At 61.9% G+C, this 16,613-nt stretch carries 15 protein-coding genes; 7 read left to right on the top strand and 8 right to left on the bottom strand.

Features of this window, described 5'->3' with window-relative positions; translation table 11 throughout:
* Positions 1–261 precede the first annotated feature (261 nt).
* Positions 262–600, bottom strand: a complete 339-nt coding sequence (locus tag GHK62_RS00295) for a protein tyrosine phosphatase family protein (protein ID WP_153436374.1) — start codon at positions 598–600, stop codon at positions 262–264.
* Positions 601–720: 120 nt separating this feature from the next.
* A complete protein-coding gene (locus tag GHK62_RS00290) occupies positions 721–1,563 on the bottom strand; it encodes a DUF4432 family protein (protein WP_153436373.1) in 843 nt (280 codons plus the stop codon).
* A gap of 318 nt (positions 1,564–1,881) precedes the next feature.
* Here GHK62_RS00290 and GHK62_RS00285 point away from each other — a divergent pair, with 318 nt between their 5' ends.
* Both GHK62_RS00285 and GHK62_RS00280 read left to right on the top strand, forming a co-directional pair.
* Positions 1,882–3,279 (top strand): L,D-transpeptidase family protein, encoded by a 1,398-nt coding sequence (locus tag GHK62_RS00285; protein WP_153436372.1) that lies wholly within the window; start codon positions 1,882–1,884, stop codon positions 3,277–3,279.
* 277 nt (positions 3,280–3,556) lie between these two features.
* Positions 3,557–4,846, top strand: coding sequence for an NAD(P)/FAD-dependent oxidoreductase (locus GHK62_RS00280; protein ID WP_153436371.1), 1,290 nt, complete (start codon positions 3,557–3,559; stop codon positions 4,844–4,846).
* A gap of 157 nt (positions 4,847–5,003) precedes the next feature.
* On the opposite strand, the gene GHK62_RS00275 is transcribed toward GHK62_RS00280, so the two are convergent.
* Entirely contained in the window at positions 5,004–5,723 is a 720-nt protein-coding gene (locus GHK62_RS00275; RefSeq protein ID WP_153436370.1) for a ParA family protein, read from the bottom strand.
* On the opposite strand from GHK62_RS00275, the gene GHK62_RS00270 reads away from it, so the two are divergent.
* The gene (locus GHK62_RS00270; RefSeq protein WP_153436369.1) at positions 5,713–5,889 is read left to right on the top strand and encodes a hypothetical protein; all 177 of its coding nucleotides are present in this window, start codon (positions 5,713–5,715) and stop codon (positions 5,887–5,889) included. The genes GHK62_RS00275 and GHK62_RS00270 overlap by 11 nt on opposite strands.
* Positions 5,890–5,927: 38 nt before the next feature.
* On the opposite strand, the gene GHK62_RS00265 is transcribed toward GHK62_RS00270, so the two are convergent.
* From GHK62_RS00265 to GHK62_RS00245, 5 genes are all read right to left on the bottom strand, one after another.
* On the bottom strand, positions 5,928–7,073 hold the full coding sequence (locus GHK62_RS00265) for an iron-containing alcohol dehydrogenase (RefSeq protein ID WP_153436368.1): 1,146 nt from the start codon (positions 7,071–7,073) through the stop codon (positions 5,928–5,930).
* Entirely contained in the window at positions 7,070–8,455 is a 1,386-nt protein-coding gene (locus GHK62_RS00260; RefSeq protein WP_153436367.1) for an aldehyde dehydrogenase family protein, read from the bottom strand. The genes GHK62_RS00265 and GHK62_RS00260 overlap by 4 nt, the downstream gene beginning before the upstream one ends.
* 185 nt (positions 8,456–8,640) lie before the next feature.
* The gene (locus GHK62_RS00255) at positions 8,641–10,005 is read right to left on the bottom strand and encodes a glutamine synthetase family protein (RefSeq protein ID WP_153436366.1); all 1,365 of its coding nucleotides are present in this window, start codon (positions 10,003–10,005) and stop codon (positions 8,641–8,643) included.
* A 93-nt stretch (positions 10,006–10,098) separates the two neighbouring features.
* Positions 10,099–11,646: an amino acid permease gene (locus GHK62_RS00250; RefSeq protein WP_153436365.1), complete on the bottom strand. Its 1,548-nt coding sequence runs from the start codon at positions 11,644–11,646 to the stop codon at positions 10,099–10,101.
* Positions 11,647–11,750: 104 nt separating this feature from the next.
* A complete protein-coding gene (locus tag GHK62_RS00245) occupies positions 11,751–12,524 on the bottom strand; it encodes an N-formylglutamate amidohydrolase (RefSeq protein WP_153436381.1) in 774 nt (257 codons plus the stop codon).
* 196 nt (positions 12,525–12,720) lie between these two features.
* Between GHK62_RS00245 and GHK62_RS00240 the strand changes: the two genes are divergently transcribed.
* The 4 genes from GHK62_RS00240 to GHK62_RS00225 all read left to right on the top strand — a co-directional run bounded on the left by GHK62_RS00240 (position 12,721) and on the right by GHK62_RS00225 (position 16,613).
* Entirely contained in the window at positions 12,721–13,578 is an 858-nt protein-coding gene (locus GHK62_RS00240) for a MurR/RpiR family transcriptional regulator (RefSeq protein WP_153436364.1), read from the top strand.
* Positions 13,579–13,768: 190 nt separating this feature from the next.
* The gene (locus GHK62_RS00235) at positions 13,769–14,872 is read left to right on the top strand and encodes an ABC transporter substrate-binding protein (RefSeq protein WP_184108541.1); all 1,104 of its coding nucleotides are present in this window, start codon (positions 13,769–13,771) and stop codon (positions 14,870–14,872) included.
* Between the two features lie 71 nt (positions 14,873–14,943).
* Complete coding sequence (locus tag GHK62_RS00230) at positions 14,944–15,828, top strand: ABC transporter permease (protein ID WP_153436363.1); 885 nt, start codon at positions 14,944–14,946, stop codon at positions 15,826–15,828.
* Positions 15,825–16,613, top strand: coding sequence for an ABC transporter permease (locus GHK62_RS00225; RefSeq protein WP_153436362.1), 789 nt, complete (start codon positions 15,825–15,827; stop codon positions 16,611–16,613). The genes GHK62_RS00230 and GHK62_RS00225 overlap by 4 nt, the downstream gene beginning before the upstream one ends.

The raw sequence follows: 16,613 nt of genomic DNA, 5'->3' as shown, positions 1-16,613 counted from the left end.
CCCCCCTCTGCCCTGCCGGGCATCTCCCCCACAAGGGGGGAGATTGGCATGCTTCAACGCTTTCGCAGTTCGCAAACGTCGCACTGCGCACGAATTGATCAGTTGAAGAGGCAGGTGCGGCATTTTCCGCAATGAAACCAACGCGGGCGGACAAATGAGGCAGGGAGCCCGCATCGCGCCGATCTCCCCCCTTGTGGGGGAGATGCCCGGCAGGGCAGAGAGGGGTATCGCAGCGGTTCGCTCGGCAGGCGGCAAACCTTGTCAGCTGCGGATATGCAGCGTTTGCTGATAGACTGCGGTAGAGCGAGCGCCGGAACGGCAATAGCCGAGCATCGGGCGCTGGAACTCGTCGAGCGCATCGACCATGCGGGTCACCGCGTCGGCGGTCACGCCCATCGGACCGACGGGAATGTGCGTGATCTCCAGACCCAGCTCGGCGGCGCGCGCGGCGATCGCATCGAAGGTCGGCTGATCGGGGGTCTCAAAATCCGGGCGGTGGCAGACGATGGACTTGAACCCGAGCGCCTTGATCTCGTCGAGGTCCTCGACCGTGATCTGGCCGGAGACCGAGTATTCATCGTTGATCTGGCGAATGTCCATGATGATGCTTCCTCTGAACGGTGTTGCCCTGATTTAGGCCCGGCGTCAGGCGGCGTCAATCGCAAGAGCGGAGTGAGGAAGGTGTTTCCTCCTGCAGCCCGCACTAGCTATTGCGGCCGATCAGGTCACCGTGAAGGCGAGCGCATAACTGCGCGACTGGCCGGGCTCGATGACGCCGAGTTCGCCCGATGTGGCCAGTTCCACCCGCTTTGCAAGGCGATGCGACGCCGGTTCGATGCTGATGACATTGGCACCGCCGCGCTGGCAGCGCCACATCTGCAAAAACGGCAACGTGTCCACGCGGAACCGAACGGCAAGCCGCCGCCCGCCAAGCCCCGGCAACGGCGTCAACGAAACCTCCGACCAGCCGTCCTCGTGATGCGCCGGAATACAGAAATGGGCGCTCTCGCCCTCGCCGAACTGCCAGCCGATCAATCCGCTTTCGAGTGACGGGGTGACAATACGCGTTTCGCGGCCGAGCAGCCGGCCACCGATATTCATGTGATACATCATCATCGGCGCGAAGGCCGAGTCGCCGACGTTTGTTACGCGGTCCTCAAGCACCACGCCTTGCCCGTTTTCGGCCACAGACCACCGACGTTCGACGGCGGCCTTGCCGCCAGAGGCGAGATCCACCTCGGTCAGAGCCTGGCAGCGAGTGCCATCGGCGGACATCTCCGCCCGGATGACGGGTGTGCCTGCAAGCGAACCGTGCAGAGGATAGCGCCTTCCGTCGTCGCGGCCTTCGACGGCCTCGGGATGGCGGATGTGATCGGGACCGCAGGTAAAGAGAAAGCCGGCGAGCGCATGATCGATCCTGTGGTCGCCATCGGACGGAATGGCCAGACCCGGAGAAAGGTCGGTGCCATCGAACACGAAGGCAGCGATGTCGAGCGCCGACGAGCGGTCGAACAGGAGGTGGCCAGAGACGCCGTCACGCGTGCTGCACAAGGTCGTTTCCATAGATTGCTCCGGCTGGCGCATGCGAATCACGCGCACGTGCAAATGCATGATAAGGCAAAGCAAAACGCTCCGAGCATGATAATTTCCGGCTGAACAATCGGGCTTCGAGGGCGTTACCGACAGAGACGGAGGAGGAACAACGGCAAGGAACATCTCAGGCGCCTTGTCCGCCTCATTCTCCCCTGTTGAAACCGACGCCAGACCGATCTACTAGGGTTTAACGGATCGGTCAGGATGAATTTTAACCAACCGTTCACGATGGATTCACTTTTTTCACATTAACGTCCAAATCGGCATGTACCGCCCGGATCAATCATCATGAAAACAGGTTCTATCGTGACGACTGCGACCCGCACCGGTCTCTCGCTTCTCGCCGCAGCCGGCCTCTTGATCGTGGAGCTTGCACCTGCCTCCGCGCAGGAAGGCTATTCCCGCGGCGGTGGCGATGTCATCCTGGTTACCCCGAACGGCGAAATTCTCGACTACATGCCGGGACGGGACGAGGTGCGCGCCATGCGCGACCACCGCGGCCGCACCGTCCTCGTCGATCCCTGGGGCAATATCGTCGCGACAGTGATGCCGTCGGACGGCTACGGCAGGGCCCGCCGCCGGCAAAGCGACGTCGATGTCTATTCGAACGACGGCTATGGCTACCGCGACGATGGCTACCAAGACCGCGGCTACGGCTATTCCGAGCCCGGTGAGTTTACGGGCACGGTCCCGGACTACCGCGAACCGGCCCCTGTCGAGCGCGAGGAGTTGCGAGACAACCTGCCCGGCCTCATGGACGGCAGCGAGCAGGCGGCCTACGATCCGCGATATGACGAGCCGCTTAGACAGCCGATGCCGCCGGCGATCTCGGTGAAGGGCAAATCGCGTGCGGAAATCACCGCGCTGCAGGTGTTTCTCGACCGCGAGGGCTTCTCGCCGGGCGTGATCGACGGCAAGATGGGCTCGAACGTCACCAAGGCCATCGAAGCCTGGCAGCAGGCGACCGGCGAGACGCTTGATCCGAACAACACCGAGGACATTCTCGAACGGCTGCGTTTCAACGGCGGCCTGCCGATCACCACCTACACGATCACCGCTACCGACGCGGCCGGGCCTTATGTCGCGGCGATCCCGGAAGACTATGCCCACAAGGCGATGCTTCCGCATCTCTCCTTCACGTCCACAGTCGAGATGCTCGGCGAGAAGTTCCACATGGACGAGAACTACCTGCGCGAACTCAATCCCGGCGTCGATTTTTCCATTCCGGGTACGATTATCAAGGTGATCAATCCAGGCCCGAACAAGGCGGGCAAGGTCGCGCGGATCGTGGCCGACAAGGGTCGCAAGCAGGTGCTCGCCTACGATGAGGCCGACAAGCTCATTGCCGCTTATCCTTCTACGATCGGCTCGTCGGACACGCCCTCCCCGTCCGGCATCGTTTCGGTCGAGCGGATCGCCTTCGATCCGGGCTATACCTACAATCCGAGGATCAACTTCCAGCAGGGCGCGAACGACAAGATTCTAACCCTGCAGCCCGGACCGAACGGGCCAGTCGGCACGGTCTGGATCGCACTGTCGAAGCCGACTTACGGCATTCACGGTACCCCCGACCCGTCGAAAATCGGCAAGACCCAAAGCCACGGCTGCATTCGCCTCACCAACTGGGATGCGACCGAACTCGGCAAGATGGTGAGCAAGGGCGTGACGGTCGAGTTCGTCGATTGATCCTGGAGCCTGCCCGGCGAAGGGCATGCTCTCCTCCCTCGTGATCCCATCCGGAAGCGGCCCTCCAAGAGTGCGCAAGCAGGCGATTTCCTGATCGCATTTTGCGGCGGCCAGCCGGCATTGCACGTCTTCATGACCTCATGAAACATTGTCATGAAAAACTTTGTGACAATGGTTCTATCACTGGCGAAAAGTTTTCCATCACGATCAATCGGTGCAGGATATGATGGGTTTGCGGCCCTTCTTGTCCCGCTTCGAAGACAAAGGAATGTCCGCAATGGCAACGGAGCGTGCTCTCCCCAACCTCTGGCATGCGACGGCACCGGCCGCGCCTGAAACCGGTCCGCTGACCGGCGACCTGAGCACCGACGTAGCGATCATCGGCGGCGGCTTTACCGGTCTCTCCGCCGCGCTGCATCTTGCGGAAAAGGGCGTGAAGGCAACCGTGGTCGAAGCGCGGATGATCGGCTTCGGCGGCTCCGGGCGCAACGTCGGTCTCGTCAATGCCGGCATGTGGGTAAAGCCGGACGATCTCGTCGCAACTCTCGGCGCTGACGCAGGAAACCGCTTGTTGAAGGAACTCGGCGACGGTCCGTCGCTGGTCTACGATCTGGTCGCGAAACACGACATGCAGTGCGAAGCCGTGCGCAACGGCACGCTCCACATGGCTGTCGGTGCCGAAGGACTCAAGGACATTAAGGATCGCGAGGCGCAGTGGAAGAAGCGCGGCGCGCCCGTCGAAGTCCTCTCGGCCGACAAGACGCATGTGGTTTCCGGCGCCGAGGGCTTTGCCGGCGCCCTCCTCGACCGCCGCGCCGGAACGATCCAGCCGCTCGCCTACGCGAGGGGACTGGCCCGTGCAGCGCTCGCGGCCGGCGCGAGCATCTTTACCGATACTCCGCTCGTTGCCGCCACACGCCAGGGGGATCTGTGGAAACTGAAGGCCGGCCGGGGTACCATTATCGCCCGCCATGTCATTCTGGCGACCAACGCCTATGGCGGGCTCGTTCCCGACGCGCCGTGGAAGGCGCATACGCAGGAATTGACGATCCTCCCCTATTTCCAGTTCGCCACCAATCCGCTTCCCGAAAAGGTCGCAGCACGAATCCTGCCGGAGCGTCAGGGTACCTGGGACACCGGGCTCGTGATGACCTCCTTTCGCATGGACCAGCAGAACCGGCTGATCTTCGGTTCGATCGGCCGCCTCGACGCCATCGCGGAGGGCACGCATCGCGCCTTCGCAGCCCGCTCGTTGCGCAAGCTCTTCCCCTATATCGGCGATTTCCGCTTCGAGTACTGGTGGGACGGCAGCATCGGCATGACGACCAACAACCTGCCCGCCATGCACCTGCTCGCGCCAAACGTCGTTTCGGTGAGCGGCTACAATGGCCGCGGCATTGCGCCAGGAACTGTCTTCGGGCGTGCGCTCGCCGGCCACGTGATGGGCGACGACTCGGCAATCCCGCTTTCAGAAACGCCGATTACGCCCGATCCGTGGCGGACCGTAAAATCGGCGTTTTATCACGCCGGCGCGCAGGCAAAGCACTTCGTCGATCGGCGTTTTTGAAGAGCACCCATTTCTGCTATGACCTCCTGGAGGCCGGTCGCCTGCTCGGCGGTGCCGGTGCGTATTGCGCCGAAGATCGAGCTCGCCTCGTCCACGTGCGCCGGGATCTAAGGAAGCCTCCGCTTGCCAGCCATTCGGCGCAGGGCGGGAACGCTGACTACGCGGCGCGCAATTGCGCCCAGGACGGCACCCGCGCAGCCCAGGACCGCTGATAGCGAACGGGCAGCAGCGCCAGAACCTCCTGAGCGAGCGCAAGCGCATTCTCGCGCGCTTTGTCGAGATTGCTGACGCGGCCGGCGTCCATCGTCTGCAGCGTTCCGCCGCATTCGAAAATCTCGCGGTAGGCGGCGCGTTCGACGATCGGCGTTTCGAGCATCGCAACGCCGCGCGACGCAAGCAGCGTCTTGATGGTCTGGAGCGCACGTGTGGTCACCAGCGAGTTGACGCGCGTGAGCACGACTGAATGCTTGATGCGAACCGTCGCCTTTTGTTCGATGTGGCGGATCAGTTCCAGGATCTGGACGGCGCCCTGCGCGTCCATCGCGCACCCTTGGACCGGGATCAGCACCTGATCGGAAAGGCCGAGCGCCAGTGCGACGATTGCATCCTTGGCTCCGGCGAGATCGATGACGATGAAATCGACCTCGTCCTTCAGTTCGCGGATATGGCAGGGCAGCGAAGCTGGTGTGATGTGCGAAATCACTTCGAGATTGGCGACACGGCCGGAAACTTCCGACCAGCGCGTGATCCAGCGCTGTGGATCCGCGTCGAGCACCACCACCCTGTTGCCCTGTCTCGCCAGTTCCGTCGACAGGATCAATGCCGCCGTCGTCTTGCCGGCGCCGCCTTTTGCGTTGGCAAATGTGATGACCGCCATCTTCCACCTCATTCCGTCATTGTTTCAAAGCCCCGCTCGAAGCATCGACGGCGCCCTTAACAGAGCCTTTCAGAACATGGTTAACGAAATGGAAATTTTTGGCAGGCAAAGATTAACCGCGGATCTGAGAACCGAAGGCAAGGAAATGAAAAGCCCGGAAAACTAAGGCTCTCCGGGCTTCGGAAAAATTAACGCGATTCCGGCTCAGATGCTTTCTCTGAACAGTTTTTTCGCCGCGTCGAGGGTCAGTTCCACCGGGTTGCCGCCGGCAGTCGGGTCGACGATCGCCATTTCCGCCATTTCATCGATGCGGTCGGTGCCGACGCCGAGCACGGAAAGCTTGTCCGGCACGCCGAGTTCTTCGCGCAGCTTCAGCACGTAGTCGTAGAAACCGTCGAAACCGCCGGCGATGCCGAGATAGGCGGCAGCGCGGGCGATCTTGTCCTCGATTGCCGGGCGGTTGAAGCGCAGCACCGGCGGCATTACGACGGCATTGGTCATGCCGTGATGGGTGTTGTAGATCGCGCCGACCGGATGGGAGAGCGAATGGATCGCGCCGAGTCCTTTCTGGAACGCGACCGCACCCATCGCTGCGGCACTCATCATGTTGGCGCGCGCTTCGATATCTGTGCCGTCCTTGTAGGCGCGCGGCAGGTATTCCTTGACGAGCCGCATGCCTTCGAGCGCAATGCCCGCCGACATCGGATGGTAGAAGGGCGAGGAATAGGCCTCCAGGCAGTGGGCGAAGGCATCCATGCCGGTACCGGCCGTGATGACCTTGGGCATGCCGACCGTCAGCTCCGGATCGCAGATCGTCACTCCCGGCAGGAACTTCGGGTGGAAGATCACCTTCTTCACGTGACTCGCCGAATTGGTGATGACGCTGGCGCGCCCCACTTCCGAACCAGTGCCGGCCGTCGTCGGAACAGCGACGATCGGAGCAATCCCTTCCACGCTCGCGCGCGTCCACCAGTCGCCGATATCCTCGAAATCCCAGACCGGCCGCGTCTGGCCGACCATGAAGGCGACGCATTTGCCGAGATCGAGGCCGGAACCGCCGCCGAAGGCAACGACGCCGTCATGGCCGCCGTCCTTGAATGCCTTCACGCCGGCTTCCAGGTTCTTGTCGTTCGGATTCGGGTCGACGTCCGCAAAGATGGCGCGGCCAAGGCCGCCAGCCTCGAGGATATCGAGCGCATTCTGCGTGATCGCCATCGGCGCAAGGCCACGGTCGGTTACGAGCAGCGGCTTTTTCATGCCGAGCGCCTTGCAATGGTCGGCAAGCTCCTTGATTCGGCCGGCGCCGAACTTGACGGCGGTCGGATAGCTCCAGTTGGCGGTGATGGTCATGCGGTTGCTTTCTTCAGGTGATAGGATTTCGGACGGGTAAGGTTGTGGAAGCCGAGGATCGAGAGCGAGCCGCCGCGGCCCGTTTCCTTGACCCCCGTCCAGCAGAGCGCCGGATCGAGATAATCGGCGCGGTTCATGAAGACAGTGCCGGTTTCAAGGTCGCGGCCGATGCGCGACGCGCGGTCGGCATCCTTCGTCCAGAGCGAAACGGTGAGGCCATACTGGCAATCGTTCATCAGCTCGATCGCCTCGGCGTCGTTCTTCACCTTCATGATGCCGACCGCCGGCCCGAAGGTTTCCTCCCGCATGAATTCCATCGAGTGATCAACATCGACGAGGACCTGCGGCGCGAGATAGGCGCCGCCGTCATCCTGCGGGAAAAGCTTGGGATCGATCAGCGTCTTGGCGCCCTTGGAAACGGCATCGGCGATCTGGTGGCGCACGGTTGCAGCAAAGCGCTTGTTGGCCATGGGCCCTAGCGTCGTCTCCGGATCGAGCGGATTGCCGAGTTTGTAGTTGGAAACCCACGCGACCGATTTCTCGACGAAGGCGTTGTAAAGCGATTCATGCACATAGATGCGCTCGATGCCGCAGCAGCACTGACCGGAATTGTAGGTTGCGCCGTCCATCAGCGTGTCGACAGCCGCATCAAGGTCCGCATCTTCCATTACATAGCCCGGATCCTTGCCCCCAAGCTCGAGGCCAAGGCCGGTGAAGGTACCGGCTGCGGCGCGTTCGATCGAGCGCCCCCCTTCGACTGAGCCGGTGAAATTGATGAAGTCGAAGCTCTTGGCCGCTATCAGCGCCGCCGTCGTGTCGTGATCGAGGAATAGGTTCTGGAACACGTCCGCCGGCACGCCCGCCTCGATGAAGGCGCGCACCATGCGTTCGCCGACCAGGATCGTCTGGCTCGCATGCTTGATGATGACCGTGTTGCCGGCCATCAGCGCCGGGGCGACCGTGTTGATCGCCGTCATGTAAGGGTAGTTCCAAGGCGCGATGACGAAGACGACGCCATGCGGCTCGCGCTCGATGCGCCGCTCGAAGCGTTCGCTCTCTTCGACAATGATTGGCTTCAGCGCATCGGCGGCGATAGAGGCGACATAGTTCGAACGCTCGTTGAAACCCCTGAACTCGCCGCCATAGCGCACCGGCCGGCCCATCTGCCAGGCGAGCTCGGGCACGACCTCGTCGACCATCTCGTTGAGCCGCGCGACGCCCGCGAGCACGAGCTGAACGCGCTCCTCGATCGGGCGCTTCGCCCAGCTTTTCTGGGCCAGACGCGCGTGGGCCACGGCCTGTCTGGCGAGTTCCAGCGGCATCGCGGGGCGCTCGGCGTAGACCTCGCCGTTAACCGGGGAAATGCATTTGATCATCGTCATGATCGTCATCCTGTTTCTGCCTAATTAAAACTTTCCCCGCCAGTTTCCCCTCCCCAAGGGGCTTGCTGACGGCATCGCTTTCGCCCAACCCAACGTCTCCACGAGTGGGGACGTTTCGGGCTACCGAAAGGGACGCGGCAAAGGAGCCCCTCCCCTTGTGGGAAGGGGTTGGGGAGGGGTCACATTTACGCTCTTTCGAAACCGCGTGCGACCTCCCAGTCGGTCACCCGCCGGTCATATTCCTCCTGCTCCCAGCGTGCCGCGCGGGTATAATGGTCGATGACGTCGTCGCCGAAGGCGGCGCGCAGCATCTTCGAACCGGTCAGCGCCTCGGTTGCGTCCCTCAGCGTGTGCGGGATCTCGCGTATATCCGTGCCGTGATAGGCATCGCCGACGAACGGCGCTTCGAGTTCCATCTTGCCCTCGATGCCGGAAATGCCGGCGGCGATCAATGCGGCAAAGGCAAGGTACGGGTTGAGGTCGGAACCGCCGACGCGGCATTCGATGCGGATCGCCTTGGTGTCCTCGCCGCAGAGGCGATAGCCGGCGGTACGGTTGTCCTTGCTCCAGATCGCCTTGGTCGGCGCGAATGTGCCCGCCATGAAGCGCTTGTAGGAATTGATGTAAGGCGCCAGGAAATAGGTGATCTCGCTCGCATGGGTCAGAAGACCAGCCACGTAGTGCCGCATCAGTTCCGACATGCCGTAATGCGCGCTCTTGTCGAAGAAGAGCGGCGTCTCGCCCTCGGCACTCCAGAGCGACTGGTGGATATGCGAGGAAGAGCCGGCAGCCGAATAGTTCCACTTAGCGAGGAAGGTGATGGCCTTGCCGCGCTGCCAGGCGATTTCCTTGCAGCCGTTCTTGATGATCGCATGGCGGTCGGCCATGGTCAGCGCATCGGCATAGCGGACGTTGATTTCCTCCTGGCCGGCCGAGGCCTCGCCCTTGGAATTTTCGACCGGAATGCCGGCCCCCTGGAGACCGTTGCGGATCGCCCGCATCACGTCCTCTTCCTTGGTCGTCTGGAAGATGTGATAGTCCTCATTGTAGCCGCTGGCGAGCTGCAGGTCGCGATAGCCGGACTGGCGCGCATCGTCATAGGATTGGTCGAAGAGGAAGAATTCCAGCTCGCTCGCCATGAAGGCCTTTAGGCCCATCGCCTCCAGCCGTCCGATCTGCTTCTTGAGGATGGCCCGGGGCGAATGCGGCACCTCTTCGTGCGTGTGGTGGTCGAGCACGTCGCAGAGCACCAGCGCCGTGCCTTCGAGCCACGGAATGCGCCGAAGCGTCGCGAGATCCGGCCTCATCGTATAGTCGCCATAGCCCTTCTCCCAGCTTGTCGCCTTGTAGCCGGAGACGGTCTCCATCTCGATGTCGGTCGCAAGCAGATAGTTGCAGCTATGCGTTTCCTTCCACGCGCTTTCGACGAAATATTCCGCATGGAAGCGCTTGCCCATCAGGCGCCCCTGCATGTCTACCTGGCAGGCAAGCACCGTGTCGATGCGGCCGGCGGCAACATCCTCTTTCAGTTCCTCGAACGAATAGCTCATGAAAGCACCATCCCATGTTTCGGTGCGGCCGTTCCCGTGGCCGCAAAAATGAGGCGGAAGCCGCAGCCGCGGCCCCGCCCTCTTGTTGTTTGATCAAGCTTCCCCGACAGCCTTTTCGGCTGCGGCGATTTCGGCCTGGCGGCGCGCAACTTCTTCGCCGATCGGCGGCCCACGGAACCGGCGGCTCTCGAAGCCGAACCAGACAATGCCGGTTACGATCAGGAAGCCGACGGTGATGTAAAGCGCCCAATCGTTCGGCGGCTGAATGCCGAGCACGAAGATCAGCACCATCGCGATGATCGACAGGACGGCGAAGAGCTTGAATATGCCTTCGCCGAGGTTCCACGGCCCCATTTTGTCCCACTTCGATGTTCCCCAGGCAAAAAAGCCGAGCGTGATCGGGATCGCGAAGGAGAAGAACAGGAAGATGACCGTGCACGAGACGACGATCGTGTAGACAGGTGTATCGCCGATCGAGACGAGCGACGATCCCCAGACGAAGAGCACGGCAAGGATCGACCCGGTCCAGATCGCCGCAACCGGCGTACGGTAGGTCGGGCTGACCTTGGCGAGCGCCTTCGAGGCTGGCAGGCCGCCGTCACGCGAGAAGGCGAAGATCATGCGCGAAACCGAAGTCACCGTCGCCAGGCCGCACAGCCACTGGCTGACGAAGATGGCGAGATAGAGGATGTCCTTGATGATCGGATGCACCTGTGCGTCCATCGCCCAGAAGAAGACGTTCCATCCTTGCTTGGCGGCCTCGTCCATATTCGGGATCATCAGCACGAAGGCGCACAACATGATGTAACCAAAAAGCGCCGACCAGAGCACCGACGAAACCATGCCGCGCGGCACGGAATGCGCAGCCTTCACCGTTTCCTCCGACGTATGCGCCGAAGCGTCGTAGCCAGTGATCGTGTAGATCGGCAGAAGCAGGCCAAGCAGGAACACCCAGGTCCCCGATGTCTCCGGCCAGACGCTGCCGCCGGCCTCGCCGGAATAGTTCGCGAAGGTGAAGAGCCTGCCGATTTCGTAACTGTCGGCGACTGCGAGGCAAACGACGGCCAGCAGAATCGAGGTCGCGAAGATCAGATAGCCCGAGAAGTCGGTAAGCTTCGCCGTCAGCCCGATACCCATGTGGTTCACGAGCGCCTGCAGGCCGGTGATGATCGCGAGGAAGACGATGCGTGTCGTCGTCGTGTCTTCGAGGCCGAAATAGGGTGTCCCGAACGAGCCCATGAAGAAGTAATAGGTGCCGACGTTGATGGCGCCGAGAACTGTAACGAGACCGAGCAGGTTGAACCAGGCGGTCAGCCAGCCGGTGAAGCGGTTGCCGAGAATCGAGCCCCAATGATAGAGACCGCCGGCCGTCGGATAGGCCGAGCCGATCTGCGCCATGGCAACGGCGAAGACGAGCGAGATGAAGCAGCCGAGCGGCCAGCCGATGCCGATCGAGGCGCCACCGGCGCCGGAGGTCGCCTGCGCCAACGAGTTGATGCCGCCCGACAGAATGCAAATGATTGAGAACGATACGGCGAAGTTCGAGAACTGGCTCATGCGCCGCTCGAGCTCCTGGGCGTAGCCCATCGAATGCAGGACCTGCATGTCCTGCTTCTTATCGACATCGGTATAGTCTGACATCTTCTATCCCCTGTTTCTCCTCGACCTCGCGCGCCATTGCAGGAGGCCCATCACACCGTTCGCATCGGAACGGGACCGCGGCTTTGCCGCTCCCCAGGGTCTTTTTATTGTGCCGGAAGGGCGGCCGCGCTCTTTGCGAGCAGCCCCTCCAGATAATCAGCCATGACCCTTTGGCTGATCTCGTCGCGAATGAGATCGTTTCTGATCTCGATCATCACGTTCGGCAGTCCGTTTCGCACGCCGTACTCCACCAGACTGTGCGTTACGCCGTCCGCTGGCCCATAGGGCTCATTGCGGCGGATGTCGTAGGCGACCTCCCCGTCCGTCGCGATCTCAAGCATGCGGTCGGCAAGCCGGCTGTCGGCATCGTGCAGGATGCCGATTTCGACAGCGCGCGGGTTGCCGAAATAGACGGGCGTGAAACTATGCATGGTGACAAGGACGACGCGCCGCCCGGCGGCCTTGCGCTCGCACACGAACCGCGCCACGGCATCGCGAAACGGCAGATAGATCTCCTCCACCCTCGCCTGCCGCTCTGCGGCCGACATCACCCTGTTGCCCGGCACCTCGTAGATTTCGCTGATGGCCGGCATTGCCGCGTCGGACTCGGGTGGCCGGTTGCAGTCATAGGCGAGGCGCGAAAAGCGTTGATGGATGAGTGTCCCGTCGAGCCTCGCGGCAAGATGCCTCGCCACCGCCAGCGCGCCAGGGTCCCAGGCGATGTGGCTCTCCAGTGCTTCTTTTGAAAGGCCGAGCGTCCCCAGGCGCTCCGGCAGGACGCGCGACGCGTGCTCGCAGACGAAGAGGAAGTCTCCCTTCCCGTCGGCATTGTCGATGGCGACCGGATCGCCCTCTGCCTGCGTCAAAAGCCCCGTCAAAACCGGCACCCCCAAATTGCCTCGTCAGACGATCTTAATGAAGAGAATTCTTCACGAATCAGGGAGTGTCAACGAAAATCTGAAACGATCTCTTCAAAAAGCCGATTGACTCCGATTGTGACAGCGATGTTTAATTCGTCACAAGCTGGCGCAGACCAGTTCAGGGGCAACGACATTGACCAGCAAAGCGGCATCCATGACGGTGTCGGATGTGATCAACGCACATTTCCCGGCGCTGACGCGCGCCGAGAAGCGATTGGCGGAAACACTTCTCGACAACTATCCCGTCTCCGGACTCGGCTCGATCACCACGGTCGCCGAGAACGCCGGCGTTTCGACGCCAACCGTGGCACGTATGGTTCAGAAGCTAGGTTTCCGCGGATTTCCGGACTTTCAGACAAGGCTCCACCAGGAACTCGAGGCGACGATCTCCAATCCGATCGCCAAGCACGATCGTTGGTCCGCGAGCGCCCCTGGCACGCACACACTCAACCGGTTCGCCGATGCGGTCATGGGAAATATGCGCCAGACGCTGTCCCAAATAGAACCGCGCGAATTCGACCAAACCGCCACCCTGATCGCCGATTGCAAGCGCAATATCTATCTCGCAGGCGGGCGCATCACCCGATCGATTGCGGACTACTTCTTCACCCATCTCCAGGTCATCCGCACCGGCGTCACCCAGATTGCCGCCAACCCGAGCTCCTGGCCGCACTACGTCCTGGACATGAAGCAGGGCGACGTTCTGATCCTGTTCGATATCCGCCGGTACGAACAGGAGATGGAAACGCTTGCCCGCTTCGCCCGAGATCGGGGGGTCGAAATCGTTCTCGTCACGGACCAGTGGGGTTCACCGGTCGCCAAATCCTCTTCCAAAGTCTTCCGCGTACAGATCGAGGCGCCCTCGGCCTGGGATAGTTCGGTCATGCTTCTCTTTCTCGTCGAGGCGCTGATCGAAGCCGTGCAGAACACGAACTGGGACGAGACACGGGACCGGATGAAGATGCTTGAAGGCCTGTTCGATTCGACACGCATCTTCCGCAGGCCGGTCTAGGGAGGAACCGGCTGTTTATGGACCAGCCTTCACAGGATACCAGCGGCTGCTGTGCAAATCGGAGCGACCGCCGTCCAGCGACCGACACGCATGGCGCGAACGGGACAGAGCCTGTCACACAGGTTTCATCGCGCCTCATTAACAGCATCGCCGAAATTACAACGAACGAAAGCACATAAGGAGAACGTCAGTGATTTCAAAGACTCAACGCCTGCTCTCGCTTTCCACCGCCATGCTGCTCGCAACGTCGGCGATCGCCGTCGCCGAGCCGAGCGAGGAGCTTATCGCCGCCGCCAAGAAGGAAGGCACGCTGACCACGATCGCGCTTCCGCACAACTGGTGCGGTTATGGCGACGTCATTGCCGGCTTCAAGGCCAAGTACGGCATCGAAGTCAACGAACTGAACCCGGACGCCGGTTCGGGCGACGAAATCGAAGCCATCAAGGCCAACAAGGGCAACACCGGCCCGCAGGCGCCCGACGTGATCGACGTCGGCCTCTCCTTCGGCCCGTCGGCAAAGGCCGAAGGCCTGATCCAGCCCTACAAGGTCTCGACCTGGGACTCGATCCCGGATAGCGCCAAGGACGCCGACGGCTACTGGTACGGCGACTATTACGGCGTTCTCTCGTTCGTGGTGAACACCGACATCGTCAAGGACGTGCCGAAGGACTGGGCCGACCTCAAGAAGTCGGACTATGCAAACTCGGTCGCCCTTGCCGGCGATCCGCGCGCGTCCAACCAAGCCGTGCAGGCCGTCTATGCCGCCGGCCTTTCCGCCGGTGAGACGGATGCCGCCAAGGCTGGAGAGGCTGGCCTCGGCTTCTTCGGCGAGGTCAACAAGGCAGGCAACTTCGTTCCGGTCATCGGCAAGTCGGCCTCGCTCGCCCAAGGCTCCACCCCGATCATCATCGCCTGGGACTATAACGGTCTCTCCTGGCGCGACAGCCTGAACGGCAACCCGCCGGTCGAAGTCGTCGTTCCGGCTTCGGGCGTCGTCGCCGGCGTCTACGTCCAGGCTATCTCGGCCTTCGCACCGCATCCGAATGCTGCCAAGCTCTGGATGGAATACCTCTATTCCGACGAAGGTCAGCTCGGCTGGCTGAAGGGCTATTGCCACCCGATCCGCTTCAACGATCTCGCCAAGAACGGCAAGATCCCGCAGGAAATGCTCGACAAGCTGCCGCCGGCAGCGGCCTATGAAAAGGCCGTCTTCCCGACGCTCGAAGAGCAGGAAGCCGGCAAGACGGCAATCACCACCAAGTGGGACGCCGTCGTCGGCGCCAACGTACAATAATTGCAAGACCGGCCTCCCCTCCGCACGCGCGGCGGGGAGGCTTCCCTTGATGCCGGGACGGCCAAAACGCGATGACCACGACAACAGCAATAGCAGCACCTCGGATCAGCAAACGGGCGATTATCGACTGGCTCGGCATCGCGCCGTTCATGATTTTCGCGCTGATGTTCCTGATCGTCCCGACGCTTTATCTCGTGACCGGCGCCTTCCTGACGCCGGAGGGCGAACTTACTTTCAAGAACATCGCCGACCTCTTCACGCCTTCGATTCTCTCTGCCTACTGGATCTCCATCCGAGTCTCGGTCGCCTCCTCGCTCGGCGGCGCGCTGATCGGTTTCTTCCTCGCCTGGGCGATCGTGCTCGGCGGCGTCCCCGCCTGGGTCCGCTCCGGCCTTCTCACCTTTTCCGGCGTCGCCTCGAACTTCGCCGGCGTGCCGCTGGCATTCGCGTTTCTCGCGACGCTCGGCCGCACGGGCCTCGTCACGGTTTTCCTGCGCGACTGGTTCGGCTTCAATCTCTATTCGACCGGCTTCAACCTCCTGAGCTTCTTCGGCCTGACCATCACCTACATGTATTTCCAGATCCCGCTGATGGTGCTGATCCTGACGCCGGCGCTCGACGGCATGAAGAAGGAATGGCGCGAGGCATCCGAGATCCTCGGCGCCTCGACCTGGCAATACTGGCGCATGGTGGCCCTGCCGATCCTCTGGCCGAGCCTGCTCGGCACGACGCTGCTGCTCTTCGCCAACGCCTTCGGTGCCATCGCCACGGCCTACGCACTGACCGGCAGTTCGCTCAACATCGTCCCGATCTTGCTCTATGCGCAGATCCGCGGCGACGTGCTGCACAACGCCAACCTCGGTTATGCGCTGGCGCTCGGCATGATCGTCATCACCGGCATTTCCAACATTCTTTATATCTGGCTGCGAATGCGCGCCGAACGGTGGCAGAAATGAAAGCACAACGCCTCGGCGCCTGGATCGCCATCGCCATCGGAGCGGGCTACTTCATTATTCCGCTGCTCGGCACGCTGGAATTCTCGCTACGCATGCGGCGCGGCGCCTATTCCTTCGACGCCTATCAGTCGGTTTTCTCCGATATCCAGTTTCGCGAGACCTTCGGCTATTCGATGCTGATGGCGTTTTTGACCATCGTCTTCGGCATGCTGCTCGTCGTGCCGACCGCCTACTGGGTGCGGCTCCGCCTGCCGCAAGTGCGGCCTGTCGTCGAATTCATCACGCTGCTGCCGCTCGTCATTCCGGCGATCGTCATCGTCTTTGGCTATCTGCGCCTTTATAACTCCTCGTCGGTGCTACCGCTGACCGGCTCGACTTCCGGGACGAACGCGCTCCTGATGTTTTCCTATATGACGTTGTCGCTCCCCTACATGTACCGCGCCGTGGATACCGCGATGCGGGCGATCGATGTCCGGACGCTGACGGAAGCGGCCGAGAGCCTCGGCGCCAAATGGCCGACGATTCTCTTCCGCTGCATCTTCCCGAATGTGATGAGCGGCGTGCTGTCTGGCTCCTTCATCACCTTCGCTATCGTCATGGGCGAATTCACGATGGCGGCGCTGCTCAACCGGCCGGCCTTCGGCCCCTACCTGCAGCTCGTCGGCGCCAACAAGGCCTATGAGCCTTCGGCGCTCGCCGTCATCGCATTCGCCATCACCTGGCTCAGCATGGGTCTGATCCAGCTCGTGTCCCGCTTCCAGAAATCCGCTCCGGCCAAGGCTTGA

Source organism: Sinorhizobium terangae (assembly GCF_009601505.1).
Taxonomy (GTDB): Bacteria; Pseudomonadota; Alphaproteobacteria; order Rhizobiales; family Rhizobiaceae; genus Sinorhizobium; species Sinorhizobium terangae.
This window is presented reverse-complemented; position numbering and strand designations above follow the sequence as displayed.